The organism is Paenibacillus humicola (assembly GCF_028826105.1).
Lineage (GTDB): Bacteria > Bacillota > Bacilli > Paenibacillales > Paenibacillaceae > Paenibacillus_Z > Paenibacillus_Z humicola.
Map to the genome: position 1 here is coordinate 2187982 of NZ_JAQGPL010000001.1, position 24346 is coordinate 2212327.

Consider the following 24346-nt stretch of genomic DNA (forward strand, 5'->3'; position numbering starts at 1 on the left):
GGCGAGCATGAAAAAACATGAATTTTCTCATAGCCAAAGGATGAATTTATGCACTGACGTAAGGGCGTCCTTTTTTTGTACACTGAGATCAGAATACGAGCTTGAGAGCGGGAGTGAAGCGGAATGAATGTGCTGGAAATCCGGAATTTGACGAAAAAGTTTGGGGATTTTACCGCAGTGGACAATATGTCGCTCCGCATCCGGGAAGGCGAAATTTTTGGCTTTCTCGGTTCGAACGGCGCGGGAAAAAGCACAACGATCCATATGATCGCCTCGCTGCTGCGCATCACGAAGGGCGAGATTCTGCTGATGGGCAAAAGCATCGAAAAAAACAGCCGCTTTGCCAAAATGAATCTTGGCATCGTGCCGCAGGATATCGCCATTTACGAGAATATGTCGGCCTATGAGAATGTCAGCTTTTTCGCGGGCCTGTACGGGCTGCGGGGCGGTAAACTGAAGGAGCGGACGGAAGAGGCGCTGCAATTCGTAGGCCTAGCCGACAAAGCAAACAGCCGGCCGGTCAATTTTTCCGGCGGGATGAAGCGCCGGCTGAACATCGCCTGCGCGATTGCGCACCGGCCGAAGCTGATCATTATGGACGAACCGACCGTAGGCATCGATCCGCAGTCGCGCAACTACATTCTGACATCGGTGCAGAAGCTGAACGAAATGGGCTGTACGATCATTTATACCAGCCACTATATGGAAGAAGTCGAGGAAATCTGCACGCGCATCGCCATTATGGATCATGGCAAAATCATTGCGGAAGGCACGAAAGAGCAGCTCAAAGCCATCATCACCGATACGAAGGACATCCGGATCGAGACGAAGTCCGCGGACGGCCTTCCGATGGAGGCGATCCGCAGCCTTCCGGGCATTCAGGCGGCAGAGGCGGACGAGAACGTCATCAAGATTCATTCGCGGACGGAAGTCAACAACCTGAACCGCATTTTGCAGGAGCTGTTGAAGGCCGGCATTGAAGTCCGTTCGCTGCAGGAGAAGGAGCCGAATCTGGAGACGGTCTTCCTCACGCTGACGGGCCGTTCGCTCCGGGATTAACGGCAGGGGAAAGGGGAGGAACAAATGAACATTCTCAGTATCGCGCGAAAAGAAATCAAAAGGGATTTTCGGGATATTCGAACGCTCATCTTTATGCTGGTCTTTCCGATCGTGCTGATGTTGATTCTGGGGACGGCGCTGACGAACGCGTTCAGCTCCAGCATTCAGCTGGGCGGCATGACGCTGCTGTATCGGGTGGACGCCGGCAGCGGGGCGGCCGCCGCGTGGCAGACGTTTATGAAAGGCGCCGCCGGTTCGGGCGTCGAATTCGTCAAGGCCGAGCCCGGAACGGACGGCAAAAGCAAGGTGGAAGACAATACCTATACCGGCTATGCGGACGTCACCGACAAAGGTGTCCGCTACTACGGCAGCAGCCGCAGTACGCTGGAAAGCAGCGTGATCCAGGGCATGCTGAACGTGTTTGCGGATAAATACAATCTGGCGGCCGGCGTGGCCGAGTCGGCGCCTTCGAAGGTCGGCGCGGTGCTCGCGGCTTCGGCGCGCGGAGATATCGTGCAGGAGCAGTCGCTGAATGCCGATCGTGCTCCCGGCGCGCTTGATTATTACGCGATGTCGATGACCACCATGATCGTGCTGTACGGGGCGATTTCGGCCAACTCCCTGATGCGCGGCGAAATTGCGCGGCGTACGTCGATGCGGCTGCTGGCTTCACCGGTTTCCCGGGCCGAGGTATTCATCGGAAAAATAGCCGGCAGCATCGTGCTGAACCTGCTGTGCGTCGTTGCAGTGGTCGTATTCAGTCTGCTCGTCTATAAAGCAAACTGGGGGAGTCATTACGGCGCCGTCCTTCTGGTCCTGTTAACCGAAATCATGTTCGCCGTCAGCCTGGGACTTGCGATCAGCTATTTCATGAAAGGCGAAGCGTCACGCGGCGTGCTGATGATCCTGACCCAGATTTTCTCCTTCATCGGCGGCGCTTATTTTCCGGTCGGCAGCGGGAACGGCCTTTGGAGCTACCTGCCCTATTTGTCCCCGCTGCACTGGGAAAACACGGCGCTTACGCAAATCATATACGCCGACAGTGTGCGGGGCGCCATTCCGGCAATCGGGCTGAATGCCGGCCTGGCCGCACTGCTGATCGCGATTGCCGCATTCGCGATGAAGAGACGGGAGGGACTTTAAACGGTGAACAATTTAATTTGGCTGATCCGAAAAACGCTGCTCAATACGTTCCGTATCCGAAAAAACGTGTTCGCCTATATCGGCATGCCCCTAATGGGGGTCGTGCTCTCGTTTATCCTGTACGGCCACAACCAGCAGAGCATGCTGCGGCTCGGCATCGCGAGCAGCGACGGCAGCGACGCCATTACCCGGGATGCCGCCGCTTTCGTAACCGGCCTGCAGCCGGTGAAGGTTACCGCCCTGAATGAAGCGGAGCTGCGAAAGGACATTGCCGCCGGCAGCCTCGACGCCGGGCTCGTGTTCGACAAAGGATTCGGCGAAAGCGTCCGGGCCGGGCGCCCGGCCGGCATCCAAATCATGTCCGTGAAAGGCGCGCAGGTCACCGCTTACATCAAGTCGATGCTAAACGAATATATTGCGAATGTCGCGGCGATCGGCTCGGCGGCCGGAACCGACGATGCGGCGTTCAAGAAGCTGTACGACGGCTACCGTGACGGCGGGTTCAAGGTCGCCGCGGAGCGGCTCGCGGACACGTCGTCCGAAAAGAATACCAGCTACCAGTCGATCGGATTTCTCATCACGTTTATGCTGTTTTCCGCATTCAATCTGACCGATTTGATTTTGAAGGAGAAGGAGAACCGCACTTACTTCAGGCTGCTGTCCTCGCCGGTCTCGGCTAAAATGTACGTGCTGGCCAATGTAATCGTCAGCCTTGCGGTGATGCTGATTCAAATCGCGATTACGCTGTTTGTCATGAAATACGTGTTTCATCTTGCCTCGGGAATACCTTTGGTCAAGACGGGAACGATGCTGCTGATGTTCGGTCTGACGGCGGTCGGCTTGTCGCTGATGATCGTGGCGCTTTCGAAAAGCAGCACCTCGGCCAGCGCCTTGATGAATTTGATCGTAACGCCGACCTGCCTGCTGTCCGGCTGCTTTTTCCCGATGTCGATTATGCCGGCTTCGGTGCAGAAAATTGCCGAATTTCTCCCCCAGCATTGGCTGCTCGACTCGTTCGTAAAGCTGCAGGAGGGAAGCGGCCTTGGAGGTCTGTCCCTTAATCTCGCCATCCTGGCCGCCTTCGCGGCGGCATTTGCGCTGATCGCCGTTTACAAATTCAGCCGCAGCAACGATACGCGCGTCTTTACCTAGACCCGGCGGTACCGGCAAGTAAAAATGTCAATGCCGTGCACGCTTTGCAGACGCCTGGTGCGTTTGGAAGGCTGCAGCCGTAAAGAGTTCTGCTGCGCCGATGACCTGGTCTCGACGATTTTCAGAAGGGCTGCCGCGAGAGGCGGCCCTTTCCTGCTGCCGGACGGAAATCAAAAGCAGCCTCTTGAAAAGGGGCGATGGACGAAGTACAATAAGTTTGATCGAAGTTGTACGTACAAGTTGGAGGGACGAATGGCTGGATGTCGGCCCGCACCGAAGCGAGATACCTTTCTTGCCATCATTTTTAGTTGAATCGGTGGAATTGTTCGTACAAGTTGTGAAAAACGATTTGCTGCTTTTTACAGGTAGTTTCAGCTCGTTATGAAAAACCGAACATGGAACGCCAAAACAAGCCGATGCTTCCGAAGCGAGGTGCCGCCCGCAAAGGCGGTTCGTTACGGAAGCCTCGCAAAACCGTTTGAGGAGGTCCAGCATGTTAAGTGTAAAGCCTTATCGATTTTGGTTCGTGACCGGCAGCCAGCATTTGTACGGACCGGAGACGCTGCTGGAGGTGGCGGAGCACTCGCAGACGATCGTTCGGGGGCTGAACGGCGATGACGCCGTTCCCTTCGAGATCGTATTCAAGCCGGTGCTGACGACGCCGGAGGAAATTTACCGGCTGTGCATCGAAGCGAATGCGGACAGCGGATGCGCGGGCATCATGACGTGGATGCACACCTTTTCCCCGGCTAAAATGTGGATCGCCGGCTTGTCCGAGCTGCGCAAGCCGCTGCTTCATCTGCATACGCAGTTTAACCGCGATATTCCATGGTCCACCATCGACATGGACTTCATGAACACGAACCAATCGGCGCACGGCGACCGCGAATACGGGTTCATCGGCGCTAGGATGGGCATCGCCCGCAAGGTTGTGGTCGGCCATTGGGAAGATGCGCAGGTGCGCGGCCGCATGGCCGGCTGGATGCGCACGGCGGCCGCATTTACGGAGAGCCGCTCGCTCAAGGTCGCCCGCTTCGGCGATAATATGCGGCAGGTGGCCGTTACCGAAGGGGACAAGGTCGAGGCGCAAATTCAATTCGGCTGGTCGATCAACGGCTACGGCATCGGCGATCTGGTTCAGCGGATGGCGGACATCGACGAAGCGCAGGTTCATGCGCTCACCGATGAATACGAAACGCTGTACGAGATTTCGCCCGAAACGCGCAGTACGCCGGCGCTGTGGGAGTCGATCCGCGAACAGGCCCGCATCGAGCTCGGATTGAAGGCGTTTCTGGAGGAGGGCGGCTTCTCCGCCTTTACGACGACCTTTGAGGATCTGCACGGCATGAAGCAGCTTCCGGGCCTGGCCGTCCAGCGGCTGATGGAAGCCGGCTACGGATTCGGCGGCGAAGGCGACTGGAAAACGGCGGCGCTCACGCGTCTCGTCAAAATGATCGCCGGCAACAAAGGCACGTCCTTCATGGAGGATTACACCTATCATTTCGAGCCGGGCAACGAAATGATTCTCGGCGCCCACATGCTGGAAATTTGCCCGACGATCGCGGCGGATCGCCCGCGCCTGGAGGTTCATCCGCTCGGGATCGGCGGCAAAGCGGATCCCGCCCGCATGGTTTTCAACGGCCGCGGAGGCCGCGCCGTCAATGCGACGCTGATCGATTTGGGCCGCCGCTTCCGGCTGATCGTAAACATCGTCGATGCGGTGCAGCCTTCCGAGCTTATGCCGAAGCTGCCGGTTGCGCGCGTGCTGTGGAAGCCGCAGCCGTCGCTCTCCGAATCGGCGGAAGCGTGGATTCACGCGGGCGGCGCGCATCACACCGTCTTTTCTTACGAAGCGACGCCGGAGCAGCTCGTCGACTGGGCGGAGATGGCCGGCATCGAATGCGTCTTCATCGATAACCGTACCGACCTGCTCGCTTTCCGCAACGGGCTGCGGCTGAGCGAAATGTATTGGCGGCTGCAGTAAGCGCCGCACGAATGCTTGACAAGCCGCGCCAAGCGGCCGGCTTTTTTACCTGCACCGGCTAAATGAATTCCTTTTGCGTCCCTTTCTGAAAGGGGCGTTTTTTTATTTTGCAGGGAAGGTTAACCTTCCGCCATCCTTTCTTTCGTTCGAAGAGCAGAAGCCTGTTCCGCCGACGGCAGACGGCGCCAGCCGTGTTTTCTTTCTTGGGGCGAGCATTCATGCTCTGTCACATCATTGGGCGAATGCACATATCGTAGAGGAGTTGCAAGTTATTCGGCTCCAAGGGAGGATAATGGAAAATGGCAATGACAGATGCGCAGGCGGCGCTCTTCGAGCACCGGTTCTGGCTGCAAATTCTCGGCGATCATGCTCGGTTCATCCGCGATGCGCTGGCACCTAAGGAGACGGGAGACATCCGGACAGCAAGCGAGCTTGTCCAAACGTTCGACAGTCTGCTTGCGGAGTCGCGTTCGCCGGAAGCGGAAAGCCGGCTTGCGGAGCTCAATCTGGCCGCGTACCAGGCGGCGACCGATCTGCGCAATTTTAAGCTGAACCTGCTGGAACGGATGCTGCTCGGCAAGGTGACCATCGGTCTGACGCCGACTTTCGTGAACCATATGGTGAACGAGCTGGAGGAATACTGCCGCATTTTGCATGCGCTTCTGGCCGGGCAGCCGGTGCCGCAGTTCTCGCCGCTTCACTACGATTTGCTGTGGCTGCAGGACGCTTTCGGCCATGCAGGCGCCATTCATATGGATCTGGACCGCGTCGAACGGATGCTCCTGGAGAAAAGCCGCCATTTCGAGAAGCATTTTCAGGCGCTGTATTTGAAGGCGGTGGAAATGGCGGGGTACATGCGGACGCAGCTCGCCGATTATCCGGCATTCCGGCGCTTCCATGCCGACATCGATCTGGAGATGAACCTGTTCCGCAAATTTTTGGCCGAACTGCTGGAGATGGAGCTCGGCGCGGAGGTGCTCGACCGGATCAGCCCGCTGATGCCGGATCATATGGGACGCGAGGAGTGTTATTATTTAACGAAGCTGGCACGGCTCGGCCTGGTGCCGTCACCGGGCTGCGACCCGGCGAAGCCGCGGGTGGAGTAAGCGGGAAGCAGCCGGGCGGGCCGGCATCCTTTCGTTCGTCGGACGGCTGCGAGCGGGTCCGGGAAGAAAGCGCGATAAACCGGCCATTTCGGCGCAAGACCGGCCATTTCGGCTCAAACCAGCTATTTGGGCACGATGGGAAGAATAGGGGACCTAAGGTCAACGGGAGTGATCCCGGTTGGCCTTTTTTTATGGCCGTTCGTTGATGTCCGCTGCTCAAGAAGCCGTTAGGAGCGGGTTGTTTTCTATTTTTCGGGCATAGAAAAGGAAATCTTCGATGTCAGATTCTATATTCTTTATGTCATATAATATAACGCAATATCGGCCTTTTTGGTATTTTAACAAAAATAAACGTTCGAAATTTGAAAATATTACAGTGAAACGGTCGTAGTTTTTAATTATAATGTAAATTAATCTAACACTAGAAACAGGGGAGTGAAGAAAAGGTGCGAGGACTACAGGATCCGGTGCTGATCAACGAATGGCACTCCGTCATAAAGTCGGAGGATCTGCAGGACAAGCCGGCGCAGGCAATCATTTTGGGTGAGCGAATCGTATTGTACCGGACCGCCGACGGCACGCCGCACGCCATGCGGGATCTGTGCGTTCACCGGGGAGCGGCGCTGTCGCTCGGCCATGTGCAGGATGATTTGCTGGTGTGCCCCTATCACGGCTGGATGTACGACGAACAGGGCCGGTGCGTCTGCATACCGGCGCAGCAGGAGCGCAAAATTCCGTCCAAATCGGCGACAAGCGTCTATTCATGCAAGGAAAAATACGGTCTGGTCTGGGTCAACATGGGGCAGCCGGCTGACGATATTCCGGTATTCGAGGAGCATGAAGATCCGTCCTACCGGTCCGTGGTCAGCGGTCCTTATCGGGTGAAGGCGGCAGCGCCCAGAGTGCTGGAAAACTTCCTGGACTTCTCGCACCTGATGTGGCTGCACGCCGGGCTGCTCGGCTCGCCCGACCATCCGGACGTGCCGGATTACAAGGTCATGCCCCACAATGGCGGCATTCGGACGGAGGCGGTGCCGATCTATCGGCCTCACGCCGACGCGAGCGGGAAGTCTACGGTCAATCTGTACGTGAAGGAGGCGCTCAGGCCGCTGACGGGGAAGTTCCGCAAGGAAACCGAAGGAAGCGGCGACGTGATTGCCATGATGCTGAATACCCGGCCTGTCTTGGCCAACGAAACGATCTGTTATATCGTCATCAGCCGCAATTTCGCGCACGACGTTCCGGATGACAAATATGTGGAATTTCAGGATCTGGTCATGGGACAGGATACGGCGGTCGTGGAAAGCCAGGAGCCGGAATATTTGCCGCTCGACCTGCAGGCGGAGCTCAGCCTCAAGTCGGACCAGATGTCCATCGCATACCGGAAATGGCTGAAAGAGCTCGGCGTCACGATCGGCACGGCATAAATAAGAGCTGGAGGGTTCATATGAGCGGGAAGAGGAGTAGGAAGAGGAGCAGGAAGACGGCGGCATTCGGCATGGTGATGGCATTATTACTTATTCTTGCGGCATGCGGCGGGGGAGGCTCCGCATCATCGCCCTCACCCTCGTCGGCGGGCGGCTCTTCGGGCTCCGGCGTCCAGCCGGACGCATCCGGCGAGAAGCCGCTGACGAAGGTGACGCTGAGGCTGAGATGGCTTCATCAGGCGCAGTTTGCGGGCTTTTACGCCGCAGTCGAGAAAGGCTTTTATAAGGACGCGGGCCTTGAAGTGGACATCCAGCCGGGCGGCCCCGATTTCCCGGCGGTTCAGATGGTCGCCTCGGGCGGCGAGCAGTTCGGCGTTACCGGTCCGGACCAAATCGTTCTCTCGCGGGAGAAAGGTGTGCCGGTCGTTGCGGTAGCGGCCATTCACCGTAAGTCCCCGTTCGTGCTGTTCAGCACGAAGGAGTCCGGAATCAAGACGATGAAGGATATGATCGGCAAAAATGTCGGCGTGAAGCTGAGCGGAAGCGAGGAGCTCGAGTACCGCGCGATGATGAAGAGCGCCGGCATCGACCGCTCGCAGGTTCACGAGACGGTCGTCAAGTTCGACATGGCCCCGTTCCTGCAAGGGCAGGTCGACGTTTGGCCCGGATACCTCATTAATGAAGTGCTGTCGGCCGAGGAGGCGGGCAAGGAGCTGAACATCATCAATCCGAACGATTACGGCGTCAACATGTACGGCGATACGCTGTTCACGACGGAGAAGATGATCAAGGACAAGCCGGAGATCGTCAAGGCGTTCGTTCAAGCCTCGATGAAGGGCTGGGATTATGCCATCAACCATCCCGACGAAGCGGCGGCGTTCGGCATGAAATACAGCGATCAGCTGAACATCGATCACGAAAAAGCAATGATGCAAAACAGCATCGACCTGCTAGACGCCGCCCATCCGCCGCTTGGCAAGATGGCGGAGGCGGATTGGGAAAGCCTGCAGCAGATGCTGCTCGACATGGGTTTCACGAAGAAGAAGCAGGGCGTTTCCGGGATGTTCTCCAATAGCTTTATCGAATAACGTAGCGGTGCGGGTTCTGGCGCGTCCGGCTGACCTGGCGCGCCAGCAAACACGCCCCGATCTGAGAGGAGCGGGCATCACGATGCAAATTCAAGCGGAGCCTTACATTTGGCCGTACGACGGAGCGATCGAGCCTCGCCGGACGGCGCTGCTCATCATCGATATGCAGACCGATTTCTGCGGGAAAGGCGGCTATGTCGAACAGATGGGATACGATTTGTCCCTGACGGCGCGGGCGATCGCTCCGATCCGCCGGCTGCTGGACCGGGTACGGCAGATCGACGGTTTCACCGTCATTCATACGCGGGAAGGGCATCGGCCGGACCTGTCGGATCTCCCGGCAAACAAGCGGTGGAGAAGCAGGATGGCCGGAGCGGAAATCGGCTCCAGCGGCCCGATGGGCAAAATTTTGGTTCGCGGCGAGCCCGGCTGGGACATCATCGAAGAGCTGAGACCGTTGGAAGGGGAGCCGGTTATCGACAAGCCCGGCAAGGGAAGCTTTTACGCCACCGACCTGGACCTGCTCCTGCGGAACCGGGGGATCACGCATTTGATTCTGACGGGTATCACGACCGACGTATGCGTTCATACGACAATGCGCGAAGCCAACGACCGGGGCTACGAATGCCTGATATTGGAGGATTGCACCGGCGCGACGGACGAAGGCAACCACCGGGCGGCGCTGAAAATGGTCACGATGCAGGGCGGCGTTTTCGGCGCCGTCAGCCGGTCGGAGGATGTGCTCACGGCGCTCGCGGGCTTCTAGAGTTCGCGCTTTGGAGGCAAGCCGCCGACAGCCGGGGACGGAGAAGGCGGCGCAATCAATCGAGACAAGGAGGGAACCGCTATGACGGCAATCGTCAACGGCTCTGTCGTACAGATGAAGGAACGCGGCCATTATGCCGAACCGGCGAGCCGGGAAATCGCCATCTCGCTCTAGAACTGCTCGCTCTCGTTCGGCGATGTGCACGTGCTTCGCGGCGTTTCGCTCGATATTTACAAACATGAGGTCGTGTCGATTCTGGGCCCGAGCGGCTGCGGAAAATCGACGCTGCTCAGGCTGATGCTCGATTTGCTCAAGCCGAGCGAAGGGGAGATCATGCATCCCGATTCGACCTCCATCGGCATGGTGTTCCAGAAGCCGATCCTGATGCCGTGGATGACCGCGCTGCAGAACATCGAGCTGACGCTGAGCATAGGGGCCAACCGGAAGCTCGGCAAGAAGGAAGCGAAGGAGAAAGCGATAAGCGCCCTGGAGCTGGTCGGCCTGAAGGACTTCGCCGGGCATTACCCGCAGCAGCTGAGCGGAGGCATGCAGCAGCGCGTCGCGATCGCCCGGGCGCTTGCCGCCGATCCGACCGTGCTGCTCATGGACGAACCGTTCGGCGCGCTCGACGAGCTGACCCGGGAGAAGCTGAACTTCGAGCTGCTCAGACTGTGGGAGAGCCCGGCAACCAGCCTCAGCACGGTCGTGATCGTCACCCACTCGATCCAGGAGTCGGTCATCATGTCGGACCGCGTGGTTACCATGTCGCCGAGGCCGGCCGGCGTCGAAGCCGTCGTGCCGGTGCCGCTCCCCCGTCCGCGAGAGGTGGCGATGGAGGAACTGCCGGATTATTACCATACCGTCAAGGAACTGAGAAAGCGGGTCAAACAGTCATGAACGAACAGGCCAAAACGATTCTGTATCCGGTCGGCTTCGCCGTCGGATTCCTTATCCTGTGGCAGCTCGCGGTCAAGCTGCTGTCGATCCCGGCCTATCTGCTGCCCGCGCCGAGCGAAATCGCCGGCGCAATCGACGGGGAGCTGATGCGCCATACGCTGGTCACCATGATGGAGGCGCTGGCCGGCTTCGTATTCGCCAATATTCTCGGCTTTATAACGGCTGTCGTCTTCGTGCATTCCAAGCCGATCGAGCTGGGAGCGTTCCCGCTGGCGATCGCGCTCAAGACGACGCCGCTGGTCGCGCTCGCGCCGCTGCTGATCGTTTGGATGGGAACCGGGTATTCGTCCAAAATCATCGCTTCGATGCTGATCTGCTTTTTCCCGATTCTGGTCAACAGCGTGAAGGGGCTGAAGGCGATCGAACACGAAGCCTGGGAGCTTTTCACGGCTTATAAGGCGAGCAGGTGGGAAATTTTTTGGAGGCTCAGGCTGCCGACCAGCCTGCCGTACGTTATGTCGGCGTTGAAAATTTCCAGCTCGCTGTCCATCGTCGGCGCGATTGTAGGCGAATTCGTCGGCGCGAACAAAGGACTCGGGTATGTGGTGCTGCTCGCTTCCTATCATTTGGAGACGCCGGTCATGTTCTCGGCCATTCTCGCCTCCGCAGCCTGCGGGCTCGTCCTGTTCTGGATCATCAACCTGATCGAGAAAAAGCTCATATTCTGGCAAAAGGTGGATGAAGTATGAAATGCTCCGTAATCAAAATTGCGACCGGCTCGCCGAGCGACGTCGAGGGAGTGCGCGCATGCGTGGAAGACGGAACGCTGCTCCCCGGCGAGGTCATTGCCGTAATCGGCAAGACGGAAGGCAACGGCTGTGTCAATGATTTCACCCGCGGGTACGCCGTCCGCTGTCTGAGCGACTTCTTCGCTCCGCTGGCGGAGGAGGCGTCCCGCATCTCGTATGTGATGTCGGGCGGAACGGAAGGCGTGCTGAGCCCTCATCTGACCATCGTCAGCCGCAGCGGCAGGCCGGGCGGCACGAAGGGAGCGGGGAAATATCTCGCCGCCGGCGTGGCCCGGACGAGAAGCATTCTTGCGGAGGAGCTGGGCCGGATCGCGCAGGTCCGGGAGGTGGCCGACGCGGTCCATCGGGCGATGGAGGAAGCGGGAATCGAGAGCCCGGAGGACGTCCATTTCGTCCAGATCAAGTGCCCGCTGCTCTCCTCGGGCGACATTCACGGCGCGCGCAGCCGGGGGGCCGAACTCGTCACGGAGGATACCTACGAATCCATGGGATATTCCAGGGGCGCGTCCGCTCTTGGGGTCGCGCTCGCGCTCGGGGAAGCCGAGGAGCTCCGGGATGCCGACATCTGCGACGGCGGGGACAAGTTCAGCAGCGTCGCCTCCGCGTCCGGCGGAATCGAGCTGGACTATTGCGAGGTCATCGTGCTGGGCAACTCTCTTTATGCCGAAGGACCGTACTTTATCGATCATGGCGTCATGCGGGACGCGATCGACGCGGAGGCGCTGCGGAGCCTTCTGGCCCGCCACGAGGGAGCCGAGCTGGTGCAGGTGCTGGCCAAGGCGGAAGCCGATCCGGACGGCTATGTCCGCAGCCGCCGGCATACGATGCTGAACGATTCGGACATCAACCATACCCGGCATGCCCGCGCCGTCGTCGGCGGCGTACTGGCGTCGGTGTGCGGCGATCCGATGATTTACGTATCGGGCGGAGCCGAGCATCAGGTCCCGCCCGGGGGAGGCCCGGTCGCGGCTATTTTCAAAGCGGTCACCTGACGCGAATCAAACCACTATATCAAGCTGCCATGGAGGAATCGAACATGATGACGGGTAAGGAAACCGTAGTATTGACAGGGGAAACGATGAAATGGGAGCTGATGCCGAACCATATCGAGCTGTACCACCGGGAAATTTTGTCCGCCGGGCAGGCGGATGCGCTTGGAATTCGGGCCAGCTCCATCCTGTGGGAAAAGCTCGGCGTTGGCGGACAGGTCGTGCCGCACTACCATGATGTTGCGGAAATCATCCATATTACGGCGGGCAAGGTGAAGCTGCTGTGCAACGGGGAGTGGAAGGGATACAAGGCCGGCGATACGTTCCTCGTTCCGGCGGGCGTCGTTCATTCGGTCGCCAACGACGGCGCTTCGCCTTCCGAGCAGATCAGCGTGTTTTTGCCGGTCGGCACGGATATTCCGGCCAACTCCTTCTTCAACACGACCCTCGTCGAAGACGTCTATTCGGAACAAATCCGATAAGCCGGGCGATGCGATGAGGAATCACGATCAGAGCAAGTTCACCTGCGAGGACATTCTCCTGATTCCCGATCTCAAGGATGCGGTCGTGCTCGCGGGAACCGAGGGCATGCGGCGGCCGATTACGCGCGTGAACGTCATGGAGGTTCCCGACGTCATCGACTGGGTCCGGCCCGGGGAATTCCTCATCACGAGCGGATTTCCTTTTCGGGACCGCCCGGAGCTGCTGGCGGACATCATTCCGCAGCTGAACGAGAAGGGGGTCGCGGCTCTCGGCATCAAGACCAAGCGGTTTATCGACCGGATTCCCGAGCGGGCGATCGAGATTGCCAACGAGCTCGGGTTCCCTTTCTTCGAGCTGCCGATGTCGATCGTTTTTTCTGATGTCGTCCGCGACATTATGGAGCGCGTGCTGGTGCAGGAGGCGCGCGAGCTGTCCCTGCTGCAGAGCCGGTTTCAGAAATTGTCGCAGCAGCTGCTGCTTGGCGAAGGGATCGAACCGTTTCTGAAAACGCTGGACGGAATGCTCGACAATCCGGTGCTCATTCTGGACGAGACGGACCACCTGTTCGTCTCGCCGCAGGCGGAGCGGATCGACGGCCTGCTGGACGAACCCGCGATCTGGACGCAGCTGCGGAGCGACATCAGCCTCGGCGTCAGCTTCCTCAGCCTCGGAGAACGGCGCATCCGGGTCTATATTTCCTCGGTATCGGGCAAGCAGCGCCATCACTCGCTGCTCATCCTGCTGGAGTGGAACCGCGAGCATACCGTTGTCGACCACTTGACCATCGACCGCGCCGGCGTGCTCGTCGAGCTGGAAATGGCGAACATCAACGCGCGCAAAGAAGTGGAGGCCCGGTATATCGACCAGTTTCTCCAGGACTGGATAACCGGCCGGATCGTGACGGTGGAAGACCTCAACCTGCGGGCCGAAGCTTGCGGCTGCCCGATCGAGGAGGGGCGCAGGCTTGTGGTCGGCCTGGTCTACTGGCATGACAGCAGGCCGCCCGTGAAAAAGCTTCAGCAGACGGTGAAGCAGCTGCGGGCGAGATGGCGCCCCGGGCAGCTGCAGCTTACGGTGATCGAGGGCGAGCTCGTGCTGCTGGCGTCGCTGCCTGCGGCCGCGCCCGATCCGAGAGCCGAGGTGCCGCTCGCGGAGCTGAGAAGCGCGCTCGGAACGGAAGCGCCGTACTCGATCTGCATCGGGCGCGAGGCGATCCGGCGGGAGAAGGTCGGCGAGAGCTACGGACACGCCAAAAAGATCCATGATATCGCCGGCATCTGCGGCCTGACGGAGCCGCTGATCGACGAGAAAAATCTCGGCGTGTTCCGGCTGCTTTATTTGCTGCCGGATAACGACGAAGTGCGGATGTTCCGCGACCGGTACATCGAGCCGCTGCTCGAGTACGACAGCAAGCATAATACGCTTATGCTGGCGACGCTGAAAACGTTTTTTATGCACAACCGCAATGTGAAGAAGACGGCCCGGGAGCTGTATACCCATTACAATACAGTGTCCTACCGGGTGGAGCGCGCCTGCGAGCTGCTTGAGATCGACTCGCAAAACGGCGACGATATGCTGCAGCTGCAGCTGGCGATGAAGCTGCACGACATGCGGCCCGCGGGACCGGCAAACGGCATGCAGGCATCGGGAAGGGAAGGGGCGCGATGACAATGGACATTCCAAAAAGGCTGACGATCGAGTGGCTGAAGATGAACTTGCAAAAGGGAAGCTGACGCCGGAGGAGCTGGTGCTTGAGCTGGTCCGCAGGGCGAAGGAGGACGCGGAGCTGAATATATGGATTACGCCGCCGGATATGGAGACGGCGCGTCCTTATTTGGAACGGCTTCGCGGGACTGACCCGACCAGCCTGCCGCTGTGGGGCATTCCCTTCGCGGTGAAGGACAATATTGACGCGGCCGGCTTTCCCACGACAGCCGCCTGTCCCGCTTTTGCGTATGAGCCCGCAGCAAATGCAGCGGTCGTGGAGCGGTTGATCGCTGCGGGCGCCATTCCGCTGGGCAAGACGAACCTCGACCAGTTCGCCACCGGGCTTGTCGGAACGCGAAGCCCGTACGGCGAAACGGCGAACGCGCTGCGCCAAGAGCTGATCAGCGGAGGCTCAAGCTCCGGTTCGGCGGTCGCGGTAGCCCGGGGGCACGCAGCGGTTGCGTTGGGCACGGACACGGCCGGCTCCGGCCGCGTCCCCGCCGCGCTGAACGGGCTGGTCGGCTTCAAGGCGAGCGTCGGGGCATGGCCTTCGCGGGGCACGGTTCCCGCCTGCGCCAGTATCGACTGCATCACCGTATTTGCCCATACGACGGAGGATGCACTGGCCATCGATGCGGCGGTTCGCGGATTCGACCCGGAAGACCCTTGGTCGCGGGCATTTCCGCAGACGGAAGTTGCGCTTCCTGGAAAAATATTCCTACCGAAAGAGGGGCTGCCATTCTTCGGACCGTTCGGACGGGAATACGAGGCGGCGTGGAATAGTGCCGTCGAACGCATCGAATCGCTCGGGCTGCCCGTCGAATCTATCGACTACGCGCCGTTCGCCGAGGCCGCGTCCCTGCTGTACGACGGCCCGTGGGTAGCCGAGCGCTGGGCCGATCTCGGCGAATTTGCCGAATCCCACCCGGGCGAACTGTTCCCGGTCACGGAGCGGGTGCTGCGCACGGGCGCTTCCTCCGCGCTGACCGCCGCTTCGGCCTTCAAGTCGATGCACACCTTGCAGGAGCTCCGCCGCAAGGTTCGGCTTGCGCTGAAGGACGCCGTGCTGATCCTGCCCACCTGCGGCGGCACGTGGAGCCGCGAACAGGTGCGCCGGGATCCGGTCGCGGCGAACTCCGCGATGGGCCTGTACACGAATCACTGCAACCTGCTGGAGCTGTGCGCAATTGCCGTCCCGGCCGGATATGCGGCGGCGGATACCCCGTTCGGCATCAGCTGCTTCGCGCTCGCCGGGCAGGACGGCCTGATCGGCGGCATGGCGATGCTGCTGCAGGGCGGCACGCCGCCGGCGAAGCCGGCGCCGGACGACAGTGCGCCGGACGCCAATATGCAGGGAACCAATACGCCGGGCGCCAGTGCGCCGGACGCCAATACGCAGGGCGCCAATACGCCGGATGCCAATATGCCGGATGCCTCTACGCCAGACGCCACTACGCTGAACGCCTATACTCCGGTCGCGGTGTGCGGCCTGCACATGCGCGGATTCCCGCTGGAGCGGCAAATGGCCGAGCATAGCGCCCGTTTCATCCGGCAGTCGGCTACGGCCGCCAAATATAAGCTGGTCCGGCTGAATACGTCTCCCGCCAAGCCCGGGCTGATCAGGCAGCTCCGGGATGGAAGCTCCATCGAGGTGGAAATTTGGGAGATGCCGCTCGCTGCGTTCGGAGCCTTCGCGGGTGCCATTCCCGCGCCGCTCGGCATCGGCCGTATCGAGCTCGAGGACGGAACGGAGGTCCCCGGCTTTCTGTGCGAAGGCTACGCGGAGTCCGAGTCCGAGGACATTTCCACATTCGGCGGATGGCGCGGCTACACGGCTTCATTCGAGCGAGTCGGCCCGAAGTGAATGTATGTTCATCCGTCCGATCGTCCATTTTCATGCGGAGTCGATTATGAAGTGAGTATGGGATGCTGCATGGACGTTTGTCCGGTCTGATCGTCCATTTTCATGCGAATTCGGTTCTGAGGTAGGTATGGAGTGCGGCATGGCCGGCGGTTCGTGCAGCTTTGTGCCATGTGATGCCCGGAATCTCATGCAAGAAGCCTTACTTCATGCAGGTTGATCGCGGTGTCGGGGGACAGGTATTTATACGCATAAAGAAGGGAGCAGGCGCTTCAAAAGCGGCCTGCTCCCGGTTTGTTATTCCGGCGGATTATTGGAATGTGCGCTGCGCTTGCGCTTGTGCCTGTGCCTGAGCGGCGTTCAATGCGCTGAAATGCGCCTGTTCGAGCTGGATCGTCTGCTCCAGCTGTCTGCACATTTGCGCCACCTGCTGCATTTGGTGCATGGCGATTTGATGGCCGTGCAGCGCCTGCTGGATGATTTGAACCGCCTGCTGCTCGCGTTTGGAAATTTCCTCGAGCTGAAGCGCGTTTTGCTGCTCCTGCTGCAGCATTTGCTGGTACATGTTGGTTGCCTGCTGCGTTTGGTTCATCAGTTGGCCGATAATTTGCTCGCACTGCGCAAGCTGCTGCGAATAGCTGTTTTGGTTGTACATACGTTCCTCCTGAAAACGAGTTGTTGGTTCTTACGCGAACTATTGTCACACGCCGGAAACGAAATTATGCATGGATTTTCCAAAAAAATGCGTATTTTTTCCTTTTCTCCTTCAGACGCCGTACTTGCTGCGGTAATGGGCCAGTGCCAGCAGCGGCCAGACGAGCGGGTAGCTTTCGTAGCGGGTATACATTTGGCCGGGCAGCGCGCCGCCTGTCGGATAACGCGCCGCGGGTCCGTCCGTTCCGACGTTCCGCAGCAGGTAATCGGCGGCCTTGCGGGCCGACTCGTCCGGGCGGTCCTGAACGGCGACCAGCGCATCGAGCGCCCAGGCGGTTTGCGTCACGGTGGACAGCGGCAGCTGCACGAACCGTTTGACGCGGTCGCTGACGCACGATTCGCCGAAGCCGCCGTCGTCGTGCTGGATATAGCGGAGCCATTCGGCCGCCTTCCGGATTTGCGGATGACGCGGATTTTCGCCGACGGCGATCAGTCCGGTCAAAGCGGCCCACGTGCCGTACAGGTAGCAGACGCCCCATCTCCCGTACCACGATCCGTTCGGCTCCTGATTCAGGTAAAGCCAGTCCGCCGCTCTGCGGATAAAAGGAAGGCGGACCGTAAGCCCGGCCGTCCCGCCCAAATATTCCAGCGCTCTGCCGGTCAAATCGGCGGAGGACGGATCGGCCGCCGCATCTCCCGCTCCGTCCAGCGGCAGCCATTTCACCAAAGGGCTGTCGCAGTTCCGTTCGAACGCGCCCCATCCTCCGTCGTCGTTCTGCAGGGCGAGCAGCCACTGCAGCCCGCGGTTGTGCGCCTCTTCGCCGGCCGGCGAGCCGCGGAGGCCGGCGATCGCCCGAAGCGCCGCAGACGTGTCGTCCACGTCGGGATTGATCGTATTGCAGTCGGAGAAGCCCCAACCGCCCGGAACGGCGCCGGGAGCCTGCAGCTTCCAGTCGCCTGTTCTTGTATGCTGCCTGGCGAGTAAATAACGGCCGGCACCCTGTATCGCGGGATGGGCGGCGGGAAGACCGGCCTTCTGCAGCGCATGACTGATCAGCGCCGTGTCCCATACGGTCGAGGTTGCATTTTGCAGCGTCGTTTGACCATTATTCCGGTCGGTTATGAGAAAAGATTCAAGACCCGCGGCAGCGTTTGCGATAACAGGGTGCTTCGGGGAAAATCCGGCGGACAGCAGCGCGTAAACCATCAGGACGGTGGCCGTCGTGTAGCTGTACAGCGTGCCGGACGGCTCCAGCCGGTCCAGCATATACCGGACGGCGCGTTCCGCCGCCTGCCGGCGGAGCCGTCCGGTCAGCCGTCCGGGCGGATGTTGCATCTGGCCGCCGGCATCATCTTCCGGGCGGAAAGCTTGCGCGCCGCGCCCGATGCCGCCCGGATGCGGAAGACTGCCGCCCGCCATCAGCCGGCGGTCGAAATGCCGCGCCCATTCGGCATCCGCGCGGAATGCGGGATCGCCGCCGGGCGGCCGGGAGAAGGCGGCTTCCGCCGGAAACCGTTCCGGCCCGAAAACCGGCTTGCAGTCGCCGAGCAGCAGCATCGGCGCCATATGGACGCGGGCATAGCCGGAAAACAGATGGAAATGCACCGGCGACGAAACCGGCAGCAGCAGGAGCGTAATCGGCACCGGAAACCATTTCGGCCAAGGATACCGCCCGTTCACGGCGAGCAGAAACTTCGTCATCAGGCTGTCGATTCGTTTGCGGCCGCCGAGTTCCGCGAACGCCTCGCCTGCCCGGCGGACGACCGATCCCGAATCGTAGCCGGCCGCAAGCAGGGCGTAATAATTTTCGGCCGTCGCGGAAGCGTGGCCGCCCGGTTCGTCCGGATAGACGGTCCACCAGCCTTCCGGCCGCTGATTCGCGGCGATCCGCTCGCAGAGCCGGCGTACGGTGCCGGCCCGCTCCGGAAAAACCGCGGTAAACAGCAGGACAACCGCGGCATCCGTCGTCGATCCCTCCTCGAAGAAGCCGAGACGCCAGCTGCCGTCGGCGCTTTGCAGCGTCAACAGCCTGCGGGTCAGGAAGGCGATTCCGTCATTTAGCCGGCCGGTCATTGGACTTGTCGCTTCGCAAAAATTTCGGCAAAATAAAAAACGGCAGCGGGTACGCATCCGACAGGCCGTTGATGTCGATCCATGCATAAATGAGCAGGAACGGCAGCAGGCCGATCGCCAGCAGGGCGATCACGAGCCCGAAGGAGAACGACAAAAGCATTTTGCTGACGGTCATCGACAACCATCTCCATTTCTCATCATTACAACCCCTCTGCTATATCCCTATGCCGGAAACGTCCTCCGATATGTAAAACTTACGAAAATCGGGCGGGTGCGGAGAACGAAAGCCGCCCCCTTCGCCGAATGATCGGCAAAAGGTGGAGGCTGCATACTGGGATCGCGCATTTTAGAGAGGAATTAGGTCAACGGTTAATAACGGTCCAAGATCATCTGCGTTTTCAGCTCGTCCGTCGGCAGAAACCAGCCCTGCTGCGTCAGCTCCGTCTGAAGCTGAGTCTTGAGGCTCGACGCGTCCGTGCGCGAATCGGTCTTGAACGACGCTTCGACAATGTAATCGCAGCCGCTGCCCGATTGCTGGATAATAGGTTATACCTCGATGTCGATTCCGCTGCCGTGCCAGGTGCCGCTCCAGCGCATCGAGGATGTGATGGCGGTTCAGGTCCGCACATTCATCGAATATATGCGAAGGGCTTGCGCCGAAGCGGGCGGAACGGAGGAATAACGCAGAGCGGCCGTCCGGCCGCGCGAAAGGAGAACGGATGACAATGGCATACGGGTTCAAAATCAAACGAATCTACGAAGCGCCGGACAGCGGCGACGGCAAACGCGTCCTGGTGGACCGGATTTGGCCGCGGGGCGTGACGAAGGAAAAGGCGCAGCTGGACGACTGGATGAAGGCGATTGCTCCAAGCGGCGAGCTTTGCAAGTGGTTCGGGCACAAGCCGGACAGGTTTGAGGAATTTTCCCGCCGGTACGAAGCGGAATTGGCCGGAGGAACCGCAGCGGACAACGTGGAATGGCTGCTCGCGCGGGCCGGCGAAGGACCGGTCACCCTGCTGTACGCCGCAAGGGACGAAGAGCATAATCAAGCCGTCGTCCTGAAGCGGTTTTTGGAAGCGGCGAAGGAATCGAAGCGTGACAATGGACGCGATTGATTTATAATGGAGAAATGACTAATGAACCGTAAAAAACGGCAGCGCGAAAGGCGGTACAAGCATGAAGGATCCGGTTTCCCGTCCGGCAGCGAAAGCGATCAAGGTGATCATCACCGGCGTTACCGGCATGGTGGGGGAAGGCGTCCTGCACGAATGTCTGAACCATCCGGACGTGGCGGAGATTCTGGCCGTCGGCCGGAGACCGTGCGGCGTCTCCCACCCCAAGCTGACGGAAATCGTGCATGGCGATTTTTTCGATTTGCGTTCGATCGCTTCAAGGCTGACGCCGTACGACGCCTGCTTTTTCTGCCTGGGCGTATCCTCTGTCGGCATGAAGGAGGAAGCGTATAAACGGGTCACCTACGACCTGACGATGCATATGGCGGAGCTGCTCGCGGAGTTTAATCCGGACATGACGTTCGTCTATGTCACCGGCCAAGGGACGGACAGCACGGAGCGGGGCCGCAGCATGTGGGCGAGGGTGAAGGGCAGGACGGAAAACGACCTGCTGAAGCTGCCGTTCAAAGCGGTGTATATGTTCCGTCCCGGCTATATGCATCCGACCAAGGGCCTGAACAATACGATCCGCTATTATGCTTTTATTACCTGGATGTATCCGGTATTGCGGAGGCTGTGGCCGAACCGGATTTTGACCCTGCGCGAGGTCGGCATCGCGATGATCCATGCCGCTCAGTACGGATACAGCCGGCCTGTGCTGGAGCCTCCCGACATCGCAAGGCTGGCGGGAACGCAAGCGACGGGGTGACGGAAACGATGGATAACGCCAGCATTCTCATTATCGAAGACGACAAGGCGATTGCGGATTTGCTCGTGTACGGGCTGAACAGGGAAGGATTTCGGACTTCGGCCGCCTCGACGGGGGCGGAAGGCTTGCGGCAGGTGGAGCTGGCTCGGCCGGACGCGCTGGTGCTGGACTGGATGCTGCCGGACATGAGCGGATTGGATCTGTGCCGGAAAGTGACGAGCGGCTCCGCCGTCCCGATCCTGATGCTGACGGCCAGGTCCGACATTGCCGACAAGGTGCTCGGCCTCGAGTTCGGCGCCGACGATTACTTAACCAAGCCGTTCGACCTCCGGGAGGTCGCGGCCCGCATCCGGACGCTGCTGCGCCGCATCCGGCAGGCCGGCACGCCGGACAGCCCCGCAGCGGACGATACCGATACGATCCGCTTCAAGGATATCGAGTTGGTGAAAAGCCGGCGGATCGTCCGCAAAAACGGCAGGGTTGTCGAGCTGACGCCCAAGGAATTCGATCTCCTGCGAACGCTCTGCGAATACCGGGGCAAAATTTTCACCCGGGCGGAGCTGCTCGAGTTCGTGTGGGGGAGCGGCTTTAGCGGCGATGCCCGGACGGTCGATACGCATATTCAGCGGCTGCGCAAACGGCTGGACGTCCATGACTGGATCACCACCGCGTTCGGCATCGGCTATAAATTCGAAAAACGGCAGCCTTAGCGCCGGAACCGGTCCGGAGCATGGCATGAACCGCATGATAAGCCCGAAAGTGCGCTTGAAGACTTCAAGCGTTCCTTCGGGATATTTGTCGTGCATTCGAGCTCGGAAACATCTTGGATACAACTTCGAGAACATTCGATGACATCTCCGGTTTATTTTTGTCTTGCAGCGGTCAAACGCAAGGGTTCAGCTTGTACATAGAGCCTGACGACGACCGTGACGAAGGTACGAGGAGGATGGAGAATGAAGCGAAAGAAAACCGCGGGTTTGGCGGCTGCCGGCTGCCTGATGCTTTTCGCTCTGACGGCCTGCGTAGGAAGCGGCCCGGACGGCGGAATTGCGGGCGGCACCGGACAAAACAACCGTAACGGAACGGACGCTGCGCAGTCCGGCGGCCCGGCTCGGCAGCCGGCAGACGGAACGAAGGCGGACGGAGACGGCGCGAAAGGAACCGGCGGCAAAACGACGATCGTGTTCCAGACGTTCTGGCCCGACGAGTGGCTGGCACAGGCGGTTAAGAAATACGAAGCGGCACACCCGAACGTCGACATCAAGCTGTCGGACGTTCAAACCGACGATTCGCATTTAGAAGCGGCCATCGAAAAATTTACGACGACGATGAATACGGCGATGCTCTCCGGCAGCGGACCGGATCTGCTGGAAATGGACCTGCTGCCGACCGACAAATATCGGAGCCGGAACCTGCTGGTCGATTATAACGAATTGATGGACAGTGATCCGTCCTTCGAGAAGGACGATTATTTCGGCAACATTTTGAAGGGCGCGCAGGTCGGCGGCGGGCTGTACGGCATGCCGTTATCGTTTTTCCTGTACGGCCTCGCGGGCGACGAAGACAAAATCGCAAGCACCGGCGTGACCGTCGACGACAAAACGTGGACCTGGAACGATTTCATCGATGCCGCGAGCGCCATGGTGAAGCAGGGGACGCTGAAATTCGGGATTGCAAGCGATCCGGAGTCGCTGCTGACGCAGATGGTCACCGACAACTATTCGCTCTTTGTAGACGAGAAAAACCGGAAGCCCCTGTTCGATTCGGATGCTTTTACCGGCTTGATGAAGCAGGTCAAGTCGATGCTGGACGAAGGCGTGATCAAGACGGGCAACGCCATCGGCCGCACGGATGCGTACTTCAGGCCGATCCAGATCAATTCGGCTTGGGACGATCTCGTATCGCTGCGGGAAATCGGCGAGCATACGAAGCTGTACGTCAAGCCGCATGCGGCCGGAACGGACGCCGGCGGCTATTTCCGGACGTACCGGACGATCGGCATGAACGCCGCGTCCAAGGTCAAGCCGGAGGCGTGGGCGTTTGTCAAGTATTTGATGTCGGACGAGCTGCCGCGAAAACCGGAATCCGCCGGTTTTCCGATCAATAAGAAGCTGTTCGAGGATCAGCTGCAGCAGCTGCAGCAGGAGGGCACTGTGCAGGCTTACAAGGAAGGCCCGCTTCACGGCCAGGCGATTCCGGTCGACGACACCATGCTGGAGCAGCTGAAAAGCGATGTGACCGGGGCGACGCATGCCGTGTCGTACCAGTCCTCGCAAATCGAGGATATCATCTTGGACGAATCCGCAGCCTTTTTCAGCGGGCAAAAATCGGCCGAGGACGTCGCGAAGCTGATCCAGAACCGCGCGGAGACGTATCTCAATGAGTAGGCTCCGTTTCCGGCGGCTGCGCGGGGACGGCCCGGCCGCCCTGCTGTTTCTGGCGCCGAGCGCGGCCGGCTTCGCCGTTTTCTATGCGATCCCGTTTGCGATGGGCCTCGCGTATTCGTTTACGGACCAAACGATTCACGGCTCCTTCGCCGGTCTCCGCAATTATGAGGCGCTGCTGGCAAGCGGCTCCTTCCGCAAGGCGGCGGCCAATTCGCTGCTTTTCACCGGAGCCGGAGTTCCGCTCCTGATCGCCGTGTCGCTGCTGCTCGCCCTGCTGCTGAACCGGCAAATTTGGCTGCGGAACGTGCTGCAGACCGCCTTTGTTCTGCCGCTCGTCGTTCCCGTCGCATCGGTCGTCATGATCTGGCAAATTTTTTTCGACTGGAACGGCACGCTGAATGCCTGGATGCACGCGCTCCACGGGGGGCGCACGGACTGGCTGAAATCCGACTGGTCGATGGATGTGCTGATCCTGATGTACCTCTGGAAAAATATCGGCTACGACATGATTTTGTTTCTCGCCGGGCTTCAGTCGATCCCGAAGGATTATTACGAAACGGCGCTCATCGAAGGGGCGGGCCGGCTGCGGCGCCTGTTCCACATTACGCTCGTCTATTTGACGCCGACGATGTTTTTCGTGCTGCTGATCTCGATCGTCAATTCGTTCAAGGTGTTCAGGGAGACGTATCTGCTCGCCGGCGATTATCCGTACGACCGGATCTATATGCTGCAGCATTACATGAACAACATGTTTGTCAACCTTGATATCCAGAAGCTGACGGCGGCGGCCGTTCTCATGGTCGGCTGCATGATCGTGCTCGCAGCCGGGCTGCTGACGGCCGAACGCCGGTTCCGGGACTTTACGGACTCATGAAAGGG

The 24346-nt window shown here is 59.8% G+C and carries 23 protein-coding genes; 20 read left to right on the forward strand and 3 right to left on the reverse strand.

From position 1 onward, the window contains the following. The first annotated feature begins 123 nt into the window (after positions 1-123). The 14 genes from PD282_RS10130 to atzF all read left to right on the forward strand — a co-directional run bounded on the left by PD282_RS10130 (position 124) and on the right by atzF (position 16474). Positions 124-1059: an ABC transporter ATP-binding protein gene (locus tag PD282_RS10130; protein WP_274650561.1), complete on the forward strand. Its 936-nt coding sequence runs from the start codon at positions 124-126 to the stop codon at positions 1057-1059. A gap of 24 nt (positions 1060-1083) precedes the next feature. Then, positions 1084-2202 (forward strand): ABC transporter permease, encoded by a 1119-nt coding sequence (locus PD282_RS10135; protein ID WP_274650562.1) that lies wholly within the window; start codon positions 1084-1086, stop codon positions 2200-2202. A gap of 3 nt (positions 2203-2205) precedes the next feature. Next, positions 2206-3354, forward strand: a complete 1149-nt coding sequence (locus PD282_RS10140; protein WP_274650563.1) for an ABC transporter permease — start codon at positions 2206-2208, stop codon at positions 3352-3354. A 493-nt stretch (positions 3355-3847) separates the two neighbouring features. Further along, the gene (araA, locus tag PD282_RS10145) at positions 3848-5338 is read left to right on the forward strand and encodes an L-arabinose isomerase (RefSeq protein ID WP_274650564.1); all 1491 of its coding nucleotides are present in this window, start codon (positions 3848-3850) and stop codon (positions 5336-5338) included. A 299-nt stretch (positions 5339-5637) separates the two neighbouring features. Further along, positions 5638-6444 carry a DUF2935 domain-containing protein gene (locus tag PD282_RS10150; RefSeq protein WP_420832283.1) on the forward strand — a complete coding sequence of 269 codons (807 nt, stop codon included), beginning with the start codon at positions 5638-5640 and terminating at the stop codon, positions 6442-6444. A gap of 446 nt (positions 6445-6890) precedes the next feature. Next, positions 6891-7871, forward strand: a complete 981-nt coding sequence (locus PD282_RS10155) for an aromatic ring-hydroxylating oxygenase subunit alpha (RefSeq protein WP_274650565.1) — start codon at positions 6891-6893, stop codon at positions 7869-7871. A 71-nt stretch (positions 7872-7942) separates the two neighbouring features. Beyond that, positions 7943-8959: an ABC transporter substrate-binding protein gene (locus PD282_RS10160; protein WP_274650566.1), complete on the forward strand. Its 1017-nt coding sequence runs from the start codon at positions 7943-7945 to the stop codon at positions 8957-8959. A gap of 82 nt (positions 8960-9041) precedes the next feature. Further along, entirely contained in the window at positions 9042-9725 is a 684-nt protein-coding gene (biuH, locus tag PD282_RS10165; RefSeq protein ID WP_274650567.1) for a biuret amidohydrolase, read from the forward strand. A gap of 204 nt (positions 9726-9929) precedes the next feature. Next, positions 9930-10622 carry an ABC transporter ATP-binding protein gene (locus PD282_RS10170; protein ID WP_274650568.1) on the forward strand — a complete coding sequence of 231 codons (693 nt, stop codon included), beginning with the start codon at positions 9930-9932 and terminating at the stop codon, positions 10620-10622. Further along, a complete protein-coding gene (locus tag PD282_RS10175; RefSeq protein ID WP_274650569.1) occupies positions 10619-11371 on the forward strand; it encodes an ABC transporter permease in 753 nt (250 codons plus the stop codon). Before PD282_RS10170 ends, PD282_RS10175 begins: the two co-directional genes overlap by 4 nt. After that, entirely contained in the window at positions 11368-12423 is a 1056-nt protein-coding gene (gene atzD, locus PD282_RS10180) for a cyanuric acid amidohydrolase (RefSeq protein ID WP_274650570.1), read from the forward strand. The genes PD282_RS10175 and atzD overlap by 4 nt, the downstream gene beginning before the upstream one ends. 44 nt (positions 12424-12467) lie before the next feature. Beyond that, positions 12468-12902, forward strand: a complete 435-nt coding sequence (locus PD282_RS10185; RefSeq protein ID WP_274650571.1) for a cupin domain-containing protein — start codon at positions 12468-12470, stop codon at positions 12900-12902. A 13-nt stretch (positions 12903-12915) separates the two neighbouring features. After that, positions 12916-14571 (forward strand): PucR family transcriptional regulator, encoded by a 1656-nt coding sequence (locus tag PD282_RS10190; RefSeq protein WP_274650572.1) that lies wholly within the window; start codon positions 12916-12918, stop codon positions 14569-14571. A 31-nt stretch (positions 14572-14602) separates the two neighbouring features. Continuing rightward, positions 14603-16474, forward strand: coding sequence for an allophanate hydrolase (gene atzF / locus PD282_RS10195; RefSeq protein WP_274650573.1), 1872 nt, complete (start codon positions 14603-14605; stop codon positions 16472-16474). A gap of 307 nt (positions 16475-16781) precedes the next feature. Here the strand turns inward: atzF and PD282_RS10200 are convergent, their stop codons facing one another. The 3 genes from PD282_RS10200 to PD282_RS10210 form a co-directional block, all read right to left on the reverse strand. Then, entirely contained in the window at positions 16782-17126 is a 345-nt protein-coding gene (locus tag PD282_RS10200; RefSeq protein WP_274650574.1) for a hypothetical protein, read from the reverse strand. 111 nt (positions 17127-17237) lie between these two features. Further along, positions 17238-19199: a terpene cyclase/mutase family protein gene (locus tag PD282_RS10205; protein ID WP_274650575.1), complete on the reverse strand. Its 1962-nt coding sequence runs from the start codon at positions 19197-19199 to the stop codon at positions 17238-17240. After that, entirely contained in the window at positions 19180-19374 is a 195-nt protein-coding gene (locus tag PD282_RS10210; protein WP_274650576.1) for a hypothetical protein, read from the reverse strand. Before PD282_RS10210 ends, PD282_RS10205 begins: the two co-directional genes overlap by 20 nt. Before the next feature lie 381 nt (positions 19375-19755). Here PD282_RS10210 and PD282_RS10215 point away from each other — a divergent pair, with 381 nt between their 5' ends. The 6 genes from PD282_RS10215 to PD282_RS10240 all read left to right on the forward strand — a co-directional run bounded on the left by PD282_RS10215 (position 19756) and on the right by PD282_RS10240 (position 24341). Then, positions 19756-19881: a hypothetical protein gene (locus tag PD282_RS10215; RefSeq protein WP_274650577.1), complete on the forward strand. Its 126-nt coding sequence runs from the start codon at positions 19756-19758 to the stop codon at positions 19879-19881. A gap of 43 nt (positions 19882-19924) precedes the next feature. Continuing rightward, a complete protein-coding gene (locus tag PD282_RS10220; RefSeq protein WP_274650578.1) occupies positions 19925-20314 on the forward strand; it encodes a DUF488 domain-containing protein in 390 nt (129 codons plus the stop codon). 61 nt (positions 20315-20375) lie between these two features. Beyond that, on the forward strand, positions 20376-21080 hold the full coding sequence (locus PD282_RS10225; RefSeq protein WP_274650579.1) for an NAD-dependent epimerase/dehydratase family protein: 705 nt from the start codon (positions 20376-20378) through the stop codon (positions 21078-21080). A gap of 8 nt (positions 21081-21088) precedes the next feature. Beyond that, positions 21089-21790 (forward strand): response regulator transcription factor, encoded by a 702-nt coding sequence (locus PD282_RS10230; protein WP_274650580.1) that lies wholly within the window; start codon positions 21089-21091, stop codon positions 21788-21790. A gap of 243 nt (positions 21791-22033) precedes the next feature. Next, positions 22034-23467 carry an ABC transporter substrate-binding protein gene (locus PD282_RS10235; RefSeq protein WP_274650581.1) on the forward strand — a complete coding sequence of 478 codons (1434 nt, stop codon included), beginning with the start codon at positions 22034-22036 and terminating at the stop codon, positions 23465-23467. After that, on the forward strand, positions 23460-24341 hold the full coding sequence (locus tag PD282_RS10240) for a carbohydrate ABC transporter permease (protein ID WP_274650582.1): 882 nt from the start codon (positions 23460-23462) through the stop codon (positions 24339-24341). The genes PD282_RS10235 and PD282_RS10240 overlap by 8 nt, the downstream gene beginning before the upstream one ends. Positions 24342-24346: the final 5 nt, after the last annotated feature.